This is a genomic window from Streptomyces sp. NPDC045956, assembly GCF_056430705.1.
On record NZ_JBWKKZ010000015.1, the window covers coordinates 64,308 to 76,228 of the forward strand.

Consider the following 11,921-nt stretch of genomic DNA (forward strand, 5'->3'; position numbering starts at 1 on the left):
GTGCCGTTGATCCTTTATGCGGAAGGGGCAGGTTGGGCGGATGTTGCGCAGGTCACCGTGTGAGCCAGTTGAGGAACTGGCTCCACATGCCTCCTCGTTCGGCCGGGCGGGCCGGGCTCGGCGCCTGCTCCCGCTCGGGTGCCGCACCGTCCGGCTGTCCCGCGGAGCGGCGTCCGGTCCGCGCGGGGGTGAAGCGGGCGGGCAGCGTGGCCAGAGCCCGGTTGAAGGGGCCGGGCCGCCAGGTCAGGCTGTCCTCCGGGACGGCCAGTGCGACGTCGGGCAGTTCGTTGAACAGGTGCTCGATGGCGGTGACGGTGATGTGCCGGGCCGGCTCCTTGGAGGGGCAGGCGTGCGGGCCCGCGCTCCAGGCGAGGTGCGCGCGGTTGCTGCCGGCCTGGCGGGAGGCCTTGAGGGCCGGCCCGGTGTTGGCGGCGGCGAAGCTGACCAGGACCAGGTCACCGGAGTGCAGCTGGTGCCCGGCGAGTTCGGTGTCGGCGGCCGGGTAGTGCGGCGCGTAGTTGGCCATGGGCGGGTTCTCCCACAGCGTGTCGTCGAGCGCCTCGTCGATCAGGCCGCCCTCCCGGGCGTACCGCTCGTGGGTGAGGAGCCGGTGCAGGGTGTTGCCGATGAGGTTGCGCAGCGGTTCGGCGCCCGCGCCCAGCAGCAGGGCCAGCTGGTGGACCATCTCCTCGTCGCTGAGGTTCGCCTCGTGCCGCATCAGCCAGGAGGTGACGTCGTCGCCGGGCTTGCTCCGCTTGAGGGCGACCAGCTCCCCCACCGCCTGGAACAGCACGGCGGTGGCCTTCTCGGCGTTGATCCCGTCGAACATCCCGGAGATGCCGAAGAGCACCCGGTCGCCGATGTCGGCGGGGCAGCCGAAGAGCTCGTTGAACACGAACAGCGGCAACTGCCGTGCGTAGTCGCTCAGCAGGTCGGCCGAACCCCGTCCACTGAACTGCGAGATGAGGTAGCCGGAGATCTGCTCGGTGCTCCGGGTCAGCCGGCGGGTGTCCACCCGCGCCATGCTGTCGGTGACCGCCTGCCGCAGCCTGAGGTGGTCGGCGCCGTCGGCGAACATGCAGTTGGGCCGGTAGGCCAGCAGCGGTGCGACCGGGCTGTCCGGCCCCACCTTGCCCTCGTTGAAGGCCCGCCACCGACGCGCGTCCTTGCGGAAGGTACCGGAGTCCTGGAGCAGTTGGAGGGCGGCCGAGTAGTCCGTCACCAGCGTCGCCTCGACGCCCGGGGCCAGCTCGACCGGGGCGGCGGCCCCGTAGTGGCGCAGGTACTCGTAGTACGCCTGCGGGTCGGCGGCGAACTCCGGTCCGTGCAGGGGCACTCGGGCACCGGAGCCGTGGGCGGGGCACCCGGGTGGTGGCACCGGGAAGGTGTCGTGGGGGTTCATGTCTGCTCCCAGCTCCTAGCGGGTGCGGTCCAGCAAGTAGCGGACGAGGGTGGTCAGTGCGGCGGCCGACGACTTCTCGTCGCGGGCGTCGCAGGTGACGACGGGCGTGTCGTCGAGCAGGTCCAGTGCCTCGCGCAGCGCCCGCTCGTCGCGCAGCGGGGCCCCGTCGAAGTGGTTGACCGCGATGGCGTAGTCGAGGCCGTACTGCTCGATGAGGTCGATGACGGGGAAGGAGTCGGCCAGCCGTTCGGGGTCGACCAGCACCAGGGCGCCGAGCGCGCCGCGGGCCATGTCCTCCCACATCTGGACGAAGCGCTGCTGACCGGGTGTCCCGAACAGGTAGAGCACGACGCGGTCGCTGATGGTCAGGCGCCCGAAGTCCATGGCGACCGTGGTGGTGGTCTTGCCCTGGACCCCCTTGAGGTCGTCGACCGACTCGGCGGCCTGCGTCATCGTCTCCTCGGTGGACAGCGGCTCGATCTCCGAGATGGAGCCGATGAGGGTGGTCTTGCCCACCGCGAAGTGCCCGACGACGAGGATCTTCACCGCGGTCTGGGTCGCTCCACCGCGTACGTAGTCCTGCTCATCCAAACTTGGCGCGGAGACCATTGAGCACCTCCTCCAGGATCTCCTTGTCCGCGAGGCGGGCGCGGGCCACCGGCGGGCGGGTCATGAGGTGCCCGCCTTCCATGAGGGAGGCCAGCAGGATCCGCACCACGCCCAGCGGGAAGTGGGTGTGTCCGGCGATCTCGGCGACCGAGAGGTAGCCGGCGGAGCAGAGGTCCAGCAGGCTCTGTTCCTCGGGGGACAGCCGGGGCGCCCGCTGCGTGTGCCCGGCGGCCGCGGTGACCAGGGTGATGAGGGACAGGTGGTCCTCGTCGGGCAGGCCTCGGCCCTTGGTGATGACGTACGGCCGCACTAACTCGGCGGCCTCCGGCTCCCAGCCGTCGTGGCCGGTCATGAGCGGGTGCCGAGGTTCTCGCGGGGCGGCGTCGTCAGCCGCTTGCCGAGCTGGGCGACGAGCTGCTGCATCCGGAAGGTGATGTCCGCCATGTCGACCTCCGGGGAGGCGGATACACCGAGGTAGGCGCCCTCGCCGGCGGAGATCAGGAAGACCCAGCCGCCGTCGAACTCGACCAGGGTCTGCCGCCACGTCTGGTGCGGGTCCTCACAGAAGAAGGCGAGGGTGCGGCTGAGCGACTGCACGCCGCTCATCGCGGCCGCGACCCGGTCCGCGTCGTCCTTGTCGAAGTCCTGCGTCCGGGCCATCAGCAGTCCGTCGGCCGAAATCAGGACCGCGTGCAGGGCCCCGGGAATCTCCAGGGCGCTGTCGAGCATCCATGACAGATCGTCGTTCACGAGTCCTCATGTCCTTCGCTGCTTGCACCGGGTGTTCTGCTCGTCCGGTCCGAGTCCTCCGGCCGGGTGACGCGGCCGGTCTGCGTGCCCCGTTGGAAGGCGGCCATGATCTGGGCCTGCTCGGAGTCGGAGCGGCCGGCGGAGCGCGGGGCGGAGGCACTGCCGGGCACGATGGCCATCGGCCGCTTGCGGCGCCGCCGGGGCAGGCCGTCGCTGGTCCCGGCCGGGGCCGGCGAGGTCTCCGGCCCTCCGTCCGGGGCCGGGCGGGCCGCGGTGTGGGCGGCCGGTGACGGAGCCTTCCGCTCCGGCATGGCGGTGAGCAGTTCGTGCGGGAGCAGGACCACCGCGCGCACACCTCCGTAGGGGGAGGAGGAGTCCACCGACACCTCGAAACCGAAACGCTCGCACAGCAGCCCGATGACCGCGAAGCCGAACTGCGGGGGGTTGCCGAGGCCCGCCACGCCCGAGGCCCGCTCGGTGGCGAGCAGCCGGTCGGCGCGGGCGCGCTCCTCGTCGCTCATGCCGACACCGGCGTCGTCGACGACGACGCAGATGCCCTTCGGCACGGTCCGGATGTTGATCTCGACGACGGTGTCCGGGCTGGAGTAGCTGGTGGCGTTGTCGAAAAGTTCGGCCAGGGCCAGGGCGACGGGTTCGACGGCGCGACTGGTGATGCCGAAGTCGACCTGGGAGAGGATCTCCACCCGGCGGAAGTGCCGGATGCGGCCCTGGGCGCTGCGGACCACGTCGTACACCGAGGCGGTGTCGCGCCGGCCGCCCAGCCAGCCGTCGCACAGCACGGCGATGGACTGGGCGCGACGCCCGAACTGCGAGTTGGTGTGGTCGATCTCCAGCAGGTCCTGCAGGAGGGCGGAGTCACCGTACTTGGTCTGCAGCCGGGTCAGCACCAGCTGCTGTTCGGCGGCGAGGCCCTGCAGGGTTCGCATGGCTGACTTCAGTACGGTCTTCGTCTCGTCCTCGGCCCGTTCCTGAGCGGCCAGCACGGACTTCCCGTAGTCGTTCTCCAGCTCCGTGTAGTGGTCCCTGAGCCCCTTGATCTCCTGCCGCAGGGATCGTGCCGCCCGGCGCTGGCGCCCGATGAGCGCGGCGGCGGCGACCAGGGCGACGACAAGGACCCAGAGCAGTGGGTTCCCCAAGTATTCCGTCATAAGACTCTCTTCAGGCGACTGACGGCCGGCGTGCCGCATGTCCGTCTACGCGGGCGGTCCGGTGGACCGCCCGCACCGGGGTTGCTGCCCGGGCTGTCCCTGAAGTCGGGGATGCCGTCTTTCACCCATCCGCCCGCTCCGCAAACGCGGTGATCGTATCACCGCATGATCAGGTGAATTGACGTCAAGAAGCGTTCATACAAGACCGGTTGAGACCGGAGTCGGGACGCGCTGAGGCGGTGGGTACAGTCGGCTCCGTGAACGATGCACAAGACACCTTTCCGCCGGGTGCGCGGCCGGCACGGGACGGCTCGGCGTGACGCCCGAGGCCATGGCGGCGGTGTTCACCGCGGGGTTCGGGGCCGGTGCCATCAACAGTGTCGTCGGCTCCGGGACGCTGATCACCTTCCCGGTGCTGCTGGCGACCGGGCTGTCCCCCGTCACCGCCACCGTCTCCAACGCGCTCGGGCTCATTCCCGGGTCGGTCAGCGGGGCCGTCGGCTACCGGAAGGAACTGCGCGGCCAGCGCCGGCGGGTCCTCAGACTGAGCGTCGGGGCGCTGCTGGGCGGCCTCGCGGGCGCCACCCTGCTGCTGTCCCTGCCGGCCGACGCCTTCGAGACGATCGTGCCCGTCCTGGTGGGCCTCGCCCTGCTCCTGGTCGCCTTCCAGCCCCGCATCAACCGGCTGGTGCAGCGGCGCCGCGAACGCACCGGCACCTCCCCGCGGCGCGACGGCGGCCCCCTGCTGTTCACCGGCCTCACTCTCGCCAGCGTCTACGGCGGCTACTTCGCCGCCGCGCAGGGCATCATCTACCTCTCCCTCATGGGCATGCTGCTCGACGAACCGCTGCAACGTCTGAACGCCGTGAAGAACGTCCTCTCGGCCCTCGTCAACACGGTCGCCGCGCTCTTCTTCCTCTTCGCCGCGGACTTCGACTGGACGGCCGTCGCCCTCATCGCGGCCGGTTCGGCGCTCGGCGGTTACGCGGGGGCCAAGGTGGGCCGCCGCTTCAGCCCCGCGGTGCTGCGGACCCTGGTGGTGGCCGTGGGGACTGTCGCCCTGGTGCAACTGCTGCTGCGCTGAGCCCGGGTGCGCCCCGGGCCCCGCGGATGAGGGTGCGCGACGGGACCACGCCGCACGACCCGCCCACCGGTCGGCCCGACGTGCCGGGCCGGGCGGTGGACCGTACGGCCGGCCCGGCCCGTCGGGCATAACGCCGTGTTATGCCCGGGCGGGACTGGTGGCCGCGTCCCGCCGCCGGACATGCTGAGCGCCCCCACACCCGCACGCGCCGCGACGCGCGTCGTCGGAATCGAGGAGCCTTGCGCATATCCAAACTCGTCCCCACCCTGGCGGCCGCCCTCATGGCCGCCCTGCTGTCCGCCCTGGCGCTGGCACCGAGCACCTCCGCCGCAGAACCCCGGCCCGGTGGCGGCGGCCCGCAGCCGATCATCGGCGGCGGTTACGCGCAGAACGCCCCCTGGGCCGCGCGACTGTTCTCCAACGGCACCCAGACCTGTAGCGCGACCATCATCTCCCCCACCTGGATCCTGACCGCGAAGCACTGCGTGACCGGAGGAGGGCTGTCCTTCCGCGTCGGCAGTCTCGACCAGCAGTCCGGCGGCACCGTGGCGGGCGGCGTCCAGACCGTGACCCACTCCTCCTCGGACCTCGCGCTGGTCCGGCTCGACCGCTCCGTCTCCGCCACCTACGCGCCCCTCGGACAACCGGGCACGGTACGGGTCGGCCAGACCGTGCAGGTCTACGGCTGGGGCGCCACCTCCCGGTGCGGTTCGGAGATCAACTGCCAGTCCCGCTACCTGAAGGTCGCGAACGTCAGCGTGACCCAGGGGTGCCGCGACGCCTACAACGGCTCGGCGATCTGTGCCCGCGCCGTGGACGGCATCACGGCGGGCGGCGACTCCGGCGGCCCGATGATGGCCGGCGGCGTCCAGGTGGGCGTCGCCTCCACCAGCGACCGCCAGACCACCACGGCTTACACCAACGTGACCGCCTACCGCTCCTGGATCCAGTCGGTCGCGGGCGTCTGATCCCCTCCCCGCAGCCGCGCCGCGCACCGGTCCCGCGCGCGTCCGTCACTTCCCCGCGGAGACGGACGCGCGCGGGGCCGGACGTACGCGTGCCTCGGTGGGCAGGGCGGGCCGCCGTCCACGAACCGGACCGTCCGGCAAGCGCGTGGTGGATGCATCTACCGTTCACCGGTAACGAACGGCACCCGGCGCGAAGGAGGTCCGGCATGACCGGGCAGACAGCCGAGCAAGCGGATAACGGACCCGGGACGGCCGTTCTCCGGCTCCGGGACGCGACCGTCCGCCGCCACACGACGGACCAGCTGATCCTCGACGGGATCGACTGGACGGTCCGGCCGGGCGAGCACTGGGCCCTGCTGGGGGCCAACGGCGCGGGGAAGACCACCGTGCTGCGGCTGCTCGGCGCCCTCATGCACCCCACGAGCGGCACGGTGGAGGTCCTCGGCAGCCGGCTCGGCCGGGTGGACGTGCGCGAGCTGAGGGCGCGCATCGGCCACGTCACCTCCGCCCAGCGCGTGCCGCGGGAACTGACGGCCCACGCGGTCGTGCTCACCGGACACAGCGGCACCGTGCAGCCCCTGTGGCGGACGTACGACGCCGAGGTCCGGCTCCGTGCCCACGGCCTCCTGACCGAACTCGGCGTCAGCGAACTGGCCGACCGGCCCTACGCCGTGTGCTCGGGCGGGCAGCGGGCCCGCGTGCTCATCGCCAGGGCGCTGATGGCCGATCCGGCCCTGCTGCTGTTGGACGAGCCGTTCAACGCCCTGGACCTGCCGTCCCGCGAGGACCTCGTCGAGGCCATGAACCACCTGGCGGACACCAGGCCGCGGTTGGCCACGGTGACGGTCACCCATCATCTGGAGGAGCTGTTCCCCGCCGTCAGCCACGCCCTGCTGCTGCGCGAGGGCCGGGTCCTGGCCCGCGGTGCCGTGGACGGCGTCCTCACCGACCCCCTCCTGACGGCCTGCTTCGGCCGGGACATCACGGTGGTACGGCGTGACGGCCGCTGGTCGGCCTACTCGGGACTCGGCGGCCGGCCCGCCCGGGACGCGCCGGCGCCGTCCGTCGCGGAAACGGAAACCCGACGTGTTTCCGCAGCGTGACACCCGACGAATGCGCCGTTGCAGCACCGGCGCAGCCCACCGACGGGCCTTGACCCCCCATTCGGCCCCCCGATAGCGTCCACGGCATGCGGAAATTCCGGCAGTTCACCAAGAGGCGGGCCATCGATCTGATGCGCGTCGCCACCGCGGTGTGTAGCTGACAAGCCACCGCCCGCTGCCCTTTCCTCCCCATTCCCGTGAAGGTCGCAATGACCCCTCGCACACGCATGCCCGGACTCCGCAGCATTTCCCTGTCGGCCGTGTCGGCCCTAGGGGTCCTCCCCCTCCTCCTCACCGCCTGCGTGGCCCCAGCGCAGTCCACCGCGAGCAGCAAGGACGTCTCCGGCGAGAAGATCCCGGCCGCCGTCTCCGCCGACACGACGCTCACCGTCGGCGCACCTGACCTCAAGGTCGCCCTGGAGCTGTCGGGGCAGATCGACGACCTGCCCTTCAAGGTGAAGTGGGCCAACATCAGCGGCGGCCCGCAGTGCTCCGAGGCCTTCCGCGCCGACGCCCTCGACGTCTGCTCGGCCGCCGACATCCCGTCGATCAACGCGCACTGGACGGGGCTGGACACGAAGCTCGTGGCGGTGAAGTTCCGCTCGGACCCCCTCGCCAACCCCATCTACGAGCTGGGCACCGCCCCCGGCTCCGGCATCCGCACCTTGGCCGACCTGCGGGGCAAGAAGATCGCCTACAGCCCGGGCCAGGCCCAGGGCGCGCTGGTCCTGCGCATCCTCGAGAAGGCCGGCCTCACCCAGCAGGACGTCGAACTCGTGGAACTCGCGAGCACGGGAGACGTCTATCCCACGGCGCTCGGAAATCGGCAGGTCGACGCCGCCCCCATAGCGGACGTCAACATCAAGCGTTATCTCGCGCGTTACGGAAAGGAGGGCGGCGCCACCGTCAAACACGGCCTCCGGGACGATCCCGCGCATCTGTGGGCGCTGACGGAAAGCGTCGCCGACGCCGGAAAGTCGTCCGCTCTCCGGGAACTCGTGAAGTTCTGGGCGCGGGCCCAGATATGGATAGACAAGCACCCGAAGGAATGGGTCGCGGGCTATTACGTCGAGGACCAGGGGCTCAGCCGGGCGGACGGCGAATACCTCGTCCGGCGCACGGGCCACCCGGACCTGCCGGCGGACTGGACCGACGCCGTCCGCCGCCAGCAGGCCACCATCGACCTGCTGGCCCGGGAGCAGGACCGGGAGCCGTTCAAGGCGGATCTGCTCTTCGACCGCCGCTACGAGACCGTGGCCGCCGAGGCCGTGGCCGGCGAAGGGACGTCCTCATGAGTACCACCGTCTTCGACGAACAGGCGGCCGCGGCACCGGTGGCGGAACCCCGGACCGTAACGGCCCGCCCCGCCCGGCCGCGCCGCAGGCGCCTGGGCCCCGGCCGACCTGTCCCGTACGGCTGGGCGATCGGCCCGGTGCTGCTCCTCGTGCTCTGGACGGCGGGCACCGGGCTCGGCCTGATCGACGTCCGCAGTCTGCCCGCACCGTGGACCATCGCCGACACCGCGGGCCAACTGATCGACAACGGCAAACTCCCGTCCCATCTGGCCACCTCCGCCCGACGCGCGGCGCTCGGCCTGCTGTTCGGGGTGGCGGGCGGACTGCTCCTCGCGCTCGTCGCCGGGCTGAGCCGTGTCGGCGAGGCGGTGATCGACGGTCCGGTGCAGATCAAACGGGCCATTCCCTCGCTGGCGCTGATCCCGCTGCTGATCCTCTGGTTCGGCATCGGCGAGACCATGAAGGTCGTCACGATCGCGCTCGGGGTCTTCGTGCCGGTGTACATCCACACGCACAACGGACTGCGCGCCATCGACAGCCGCTACGCCGAACTCGCCGAGACGGTGCGCCTGGGCCGGCTCGCCTTCGTCCGGCACGTCGTCCTCCCCGGTGCGCTTCCCGGCTTCCTGCTGGGCATGCGCTTCGCGGTCACCGGCGCCTGGCTCGCCCTGGTCGTCGTGGAACAGGTCAACGCCACCAGCGGCATCGGCTACATGATGGAGCTCGCGCGGACCTACGGGCAGACCGACGTCATCATCGTCGGCCTGGTCGTGTACGGCCTGCTCGGACTCGTCTCCGACGCCCTGGTACGACTCGTGGAGAGGAGGGCCCTGTCATGGCGACGCACGCTGGCGGGCTGAACACGACCGAGGACCGCACGGCGGTCCGCATCGAGAACCTGGTGCGCTCCTTCGACGGGCGCACGGTGCTGGACGGGCTGGACCTGTCGATCGCGCCGGGCGAGTTCGTGGCGCTGCTGGGGCGCAGCGGCTCGGGGAAGAGCACGCTGCTGCGGGCGCTGGCCGGACTCGACCACGAGGTGGCGGGCAGCGGCGACCTGACCGCCCCCGACCATGTGTCGGTCGTCTTCCAGGACGCACGGCTGCTCCCCTGGAAGCGGCTCCTCGACAATGTCGTCCTCGGGCTGTCCGGCCCCTTCGCCGAGGAGCGGGGCCGGGCCGCGCTCGCCGAGGTCGGCCTCGCCGGGCGCGAGCGGGGCTGGCCGGTGGAGCTCTCGGGCGGCGAGCAGCAGCGCGTGTCGCTGGCCCGGTCCCTGGTACGCGAGCCGCAACTGCTGCTGGCGGACGAGCCGTTCGGCGCGCTGGACGCGCTGACCCGGCTTCGGATGCACGCCCTGCTGCGGCGGCTCTGCGAGCTGCACCGGCCCGCCGTGCTGCTGGTCACGCACGACGTCGACGAGGCCATCGCGCTGGCGGACCGGATCGTCGTGCTGGACCGGGGCCGGATCGCGGCCGACCTGCCCGTGGACGTGCCGGCACCGCGCCGCCAGGGCAGCGCCGCGTACGCGGCGCTGCGCGGCCGCCTGCTCGCCCGGCTGGGGGTGGACTCCGACGCGACCCAGGAGACCCCCGTGCCCCCCGGCACCACCACCGGACGGGATCTTCGGATCACCGGCGAGGAGAAGGCGGCATGAGCACCCGGAAACTGCACCTGAACCTGTTCGTGTACCCGGGCGGCCACCACGAAGCGGCATGGCGCCACCCCCGCACCGACCCCGGTCGGCTCCTGGACATCCGCTTCTACCAGGATCTCGCCCGCCGGGCGGAGGCGGCCGCCTTCGACGCCGTGTTCTTCGCCGACGGCCCCTCCCTCGCGGACAACGTCCGCTACGCCAGCCGCTTCCGGCTCGAGCCCTTCACCTGGCTGTCCGCCATCGCCGCGGCCACCGAACGCATCGGCCTGATCGCGACCGCCTCGACCACCTACACCGAGCCGTACAACCTCGCCCGCCTCTTCGCCTCGCTGGACCATCTCAGCGGCGGCCGGGCCGGCTGGAACATCGTCACCACCGGCGCCCCCGAGGCGGCCGGGAACTTCGGGCTCGACGAGCACCCGGTGCACGCCGAGCGGTACGACCGCGCCCACGAGTTCGTCGACGTCGTGAACAAGCTGTGGGACAGCTGGGAGGACGAGGCGCTCGTCGTCGACCAGCGGACCGGCGTGTTCGCGGACACCGACCGCATCCACGAGATCGACCACACGGGCCGCCACCTGAAGGTGCGCGGCCCGTTGAACCTCCCGCGCTCCCCGCAGGGCCGCCCCGTCCACGTGCAGGCCGGATCGTCCGAGGACGGCCGCGCCTTCGCCGCCGCGTACGCCGAGGCCGTGTTCACCGCCCACCAGACCCTGGGCAGCGCCCAGGAGTTCTACGCCGACCTCAAGACGCGGGCCGCGGCACTGGGCCGCGACCCGGACCGGCTCCTCGTCCTGCCGGGCATCAGCCCCTTCATCGGCTCGACCGAGGCGCAGGCGCGCGCCCTGCACCGCGAGTTCGACGAACTCACCCAGCCCGAGTACTCGCTCCACCTGCTCCGGCGTCTGCTGGGACTGGAGCTGAGCGCCGACGAACTGGACGGTCCCGTGCCCCGCCGGCTCATCGAGACCAGGGGCGAGCGCGGCAACGGGAGCCGCTTCCGACTCGTCCTGGACATCATCGACCGCGAACAGCCGACGGTCCGGGAGCTGTTGCACCGTCTTGCGGGCGCCCGCGGTCACCGGGTCGTGGCCGGCACGCCCGAGCAGGTCGCCGACCGGCTCCAGGAGTGGTTCGAGCACGGCGCGGCCGACGGGTTCAACATCATGCCGCCCTGGCTGACCGGCGGATTCGACCTGTTCGCCGACGAGGTGGTGCCCCTCCTGCGGGCCAGGGGCCTGTTCCGCGAGGCGTACGAGGGCGGCACACTGCGCGAGCACTACGGCCTGCCCCGGCCGTCCGCGGTCCGGCCGGCCGGGGGGACCGGTCCGGCTGCTCCTGCTGCTAGGTTCGACCCCCGTGCATCCACACGTGTTCGACACCCGGTTCCGTGAGCGTGGCCGCCGGACGATGAGCTGGGGCTTCGGCCTGCTGGCCGTCGCGGCCCTCCTGTGGGGGTGGTGCGCGTTCCTGCTGACCACCCCCTACGAGGTCGACCGGGCCCACTTCGCCCGTGCGGTGGAGTGCGAGCCCCGGTTGACCACCGACGACGGGACCGCGAACGAGGGCCCGTCGAAGGACCCGTGCGGCGACGCACGGGACTGGCCCGAGGCCCTGGCCCTGCTCGGTCTCTCGGTCCCGGTGTCCGTGGCGGGCGCGGCGCTCCTCACCTACGGACTCCTCGGCGTACGGGTCAGCGAGCACGCCGCCGAGCTGGCCCGACTGCACGAACTCGCCGCCCGGGACCGGGGCCAGGCGACGGCGTAGGCCCGGAGGACGCAGTGCGAGGGGGGCGGGGGGGGGGGGGGGGGGGGGGGGGGGGGGGGGGGGGGGGGGGAGGGGGGCCCCACGGCGGTAAGCTGGCACCTCCCCCATACAACAACAACA

14 protein-coding genes are annotated in these 11,921 nt (G+C 72.0%); 9 read left to right on the top strand and 5 right to left on the bottom strand.

The window, feature by feature from the left end; genetic code table 11:
• Nucleotides 1-52 precede the first annotated feature (52 nt).
• Genes AC07FV_RS31620 through AC07FV_RS31640 form a run of 5 tightly spaced genes read right to left on the bottom strand, consistent with a single transcriptional unit; the run spans nucleotide 53 to nucleotide 3,930 of the window.
• Complete coding sequence (locus tag AC07FV_RS31620) at nucleotides 53-1,402, bottom strand: cytochrome P450 (RefSeq protein ID WP_479090986.1); 1,350 nt, start codon at nucleotides 1,400-1,402, stop codon at nucleotides 53-55.
• A 15-nt stretch (nucleotides 1,403-1,417) separates the two neighbouring features.
• Nucleotides 1,418-2,011, bottom strand: a complete 594-nt coding sequence (locus AC07FV_RS31625) for a GTP-binding protein (RefSeq protein ID WP_356609704.1) — start codon at nucleotides 2,009-2,011, stop codon at nucleotides 1,418-1,420.
• Nucleotides 1,986-2,363, bottom strand: a complete 378-nt coding sequence (locus tag AC07FV_RS31630; protein WP_479090987.1) for a DUF742 domain-containing protein — start codon at nucleotides 2,361-2,363, stop codon at nucleotides 1,986-1,988. Before AC07FV_RS31630 ends, AC07FV_RS31625 begins: the two co-directional genes overlap by 26 nt.
• Nucleotides 2,360-2,761, bottom strand: a complete 402-nt coding sequence (locus tag AC07FV_RS31635) for a roadblock/LC7 domain-containing protein (protein ID WP_479090989.1) — start codon at nucleotides 2,759-2,761, stop codon at nucleotides 2,360-2,362. The genes AC07FV_RS31630 and AC07FV_RS31635 overlap by 4 nt, the downstream gene beginning before the upstream one ends.
• Entirely contained in the window at nucleotides 2,758-3,930 is a 1,173-nt protein-coding gene (locus AC07FV_RS31640; protein ID WP_479090990.1) for an ATP-binding protein, read from the bottom strand. Before AC07FV_RS31640 ends, AC07FV_RS31635 begins: the two co-directional genes overlap by 4 nt.
• Nucleotides 3,931-4,261: 331 nt before the next feature.
• Here AC07FV_RS31640 and AC07FV_RS31645 point away from each other — a divergent pair, with 331 nt between their 5' ends.
• The 9 genes from AC07FV_RS31645 to AC07FV_RS31685 all read left to right on the top strand — a co-directional run bounded on the left by AC07FV_RS31645 (nucleotide 4,262) and on the right by AC07FV_RS31685 (nucleotide 11,801).
• On the top strand, nucleotides 4,262-5,014 hold the full coding sequence (locus tag AC07FV_RS31645) for a sulfite exporter TauE/SafE family protein (RefSeq protein ID WP_479091148.1): 753 nt from the start codon (nucleotides 4,262-4,264) through the stop codon (nucleotides 5,012-5,014).
• 239 nt (nucleotides 5,015-5,253) lie between these two features.
• On the top strand, nucleotides 5,254-5,982 hold the full coding sequence (locus AC07FV_RS31650) for a S1 family peptidase (RefSeq protein ID WP_479090991.1): 729 nt from the start codon (nucleotides 5,254-5,256) through the stop codon (nucleotides 5,980-5,982).
• 206 nt (nucleotides 5,983-6,188) lie between these two features.
• A complete protein-coding gene (locus AC07FV_RS31655; protein WP_479090992.1) occupies nucleotides 6,189-7,085 on the top strand; it encodes an ABC transporter ATP-binding protein in 897 nt (298 codons plus the stop codon).
• A gap of 86 nt (nucleotides 7,086-7,171) precedes the next feature.
• The gene (locus tag AC07FV_RS31660) at nucleotides 7,172-7,246 is read left to right on the top strand and encodes a putative leader peptide (protein WP_356609822.1); all 75 of its coding nucleotides are present in this window, start codon (nucleotides 7,172-7,174) and stop codon (nucleotides 7,244-7,246) included.
• Nucleotides 7,247-7,294: 48 nt separating this feature from the next.
• Entirely contained in the window at nucleotides 7,295-8,380 is a 1,086-nt protein-coding gene (locus AC07FV_RS31665; RefSeq protein WP_479090993.1) for an ABC transporter substrate-binding protein, read from the top strand.
• Nucleotides 8,377-9,240, top strand: coding sequence for an ABC transporter permease (locus AC07FV_RS31670; protein ID WP_479090994.1), 864 nt, complete (start codon nucleotides 8,377-8,379; stop codon nucleotides 9,238-9,240). Before AC07FV_RS31665 ends, AC07FV_RS31670 begins: the two co-directional genes overlap by 4 nt.
• The gene (locus tag AC07FV_RS31675; protein ID WP_479090995.1) at nucleotides 9,216-10,034 is read left to right on the top strand and encodes an ABC transporter ATP-binding protein; all 819 of its coding nucleotides are present in this window, start codon (nucleotides 9,216-9,218) and stop codon (nucleotides 10,032-10,034) included. The genes AC07FV_RS31670 and AC07FV_RS31675 overlap by 25 nt, the downstream gene beginning before the upstream one ends.
• Nucleotides 10,031-11,428 carry an LLM class flavin-dependent oxidoreductase gene (locus tag AC07FV_RS31680; protein ID WP_479090996.1) on the top strand — a complete coding sequence of 466 codons (1,398 nt, stop codon included), beginning with the start codon at nucleotides 10,031-10,033 and terminating at the stop codon, nucleotides 11,426-11,428. The genes AC07FV_RS31675 and AC07FV_RS31680 overlap by 4 nt, the downstream gene beginning before the upstream one ends.
• Nucleotides 11,406-11,801: a hypothetical protein gene (locus AC07FV_RS31685; protein ID WP_479090997.1), complete on the top strand. Its 396-nt coding sequence runs from the start codon at nucleotides 11,406-11,408 to the stop codon at nucleotides 11,799-11,801. The genes AC07FV_RS31680 and AC07FV_RS31685 overlap by 23 nt, the downstream gene beginning before the upstream one ends.
• Nucleotides 11,802-11,921: the final 120 nt, after the last annotated feature.

Coding starts and splice junctions, on each gene's coding strand:
- AC07FV_RS31620 (WP_479090986.1), bottom strand. CDS start 1,402: ATGAACCCCCACGACACCTTCCCGGTGCCACCACCCGGGTGCCCCGCC.
- AC07FV_RS31625 (WP_356609704.1), bottom strand. CDS start 2,011: ATGGTCTCCGCGCCAAGTTTGGATGAGCAGGACTACGTACGCGGTGGA.
- AC07FV_RS31630 (WP_479090987.1), bottom strand. CDS start 2,363: ATGACCGGCCACGACGGCTGGGAGCCGGAGGCCGCCGAGTTAGTGCGG.
- AC07FV_RS31640 (WP_479090990.1), bottom strand. CDS start 3,930: ATGACGGAATACTTGGGGAACCCACTGCTCTGGGTCCTTGTCGTCGCC.
- AC07FV_RS31645 (WP_479091148.1), top strand. CDS start 4,262: ATGGCGGCGGTGTTCACCGCGGGGTTCGGGGCCGGTGCCATCAACAGT.
- AC07FV_RS31655 (WP_479090992.1), top strand. CDS start 6,189: ATGACCGGGCAGACAGCCGAGCAAGCGGATAACGGACCCGGGACGGCC.
- AC07FV_RS31665 (WP_479090993.1), top strand. CDS start 7,295: ATGACCCCTCGCACACGCATGCCCGGACTCCGCAGCATTTCCCTGTCG.
- AC07FV_RS31670 (WP_479090994.1), top strand. CDS start 8,377: ATGAGTACCACCGTCTTCGACGAACAGGCGGCCGCGGCACCGGTGGCG.
- AC07FV_RS31675 (WP_479090995.1), top strand. CDS start 9,216: ATGGCGACGCACGCTGGCGGGCTGAACACGACCGAGGACCGCACGGCG.
- AC07FV_RS31680 (WP_479090996.1), top strand. CDS start 10,031: ATGAGCACCCGGAAACTGCACCTGAACCTGTTCGTGTACCCGGGCGGC.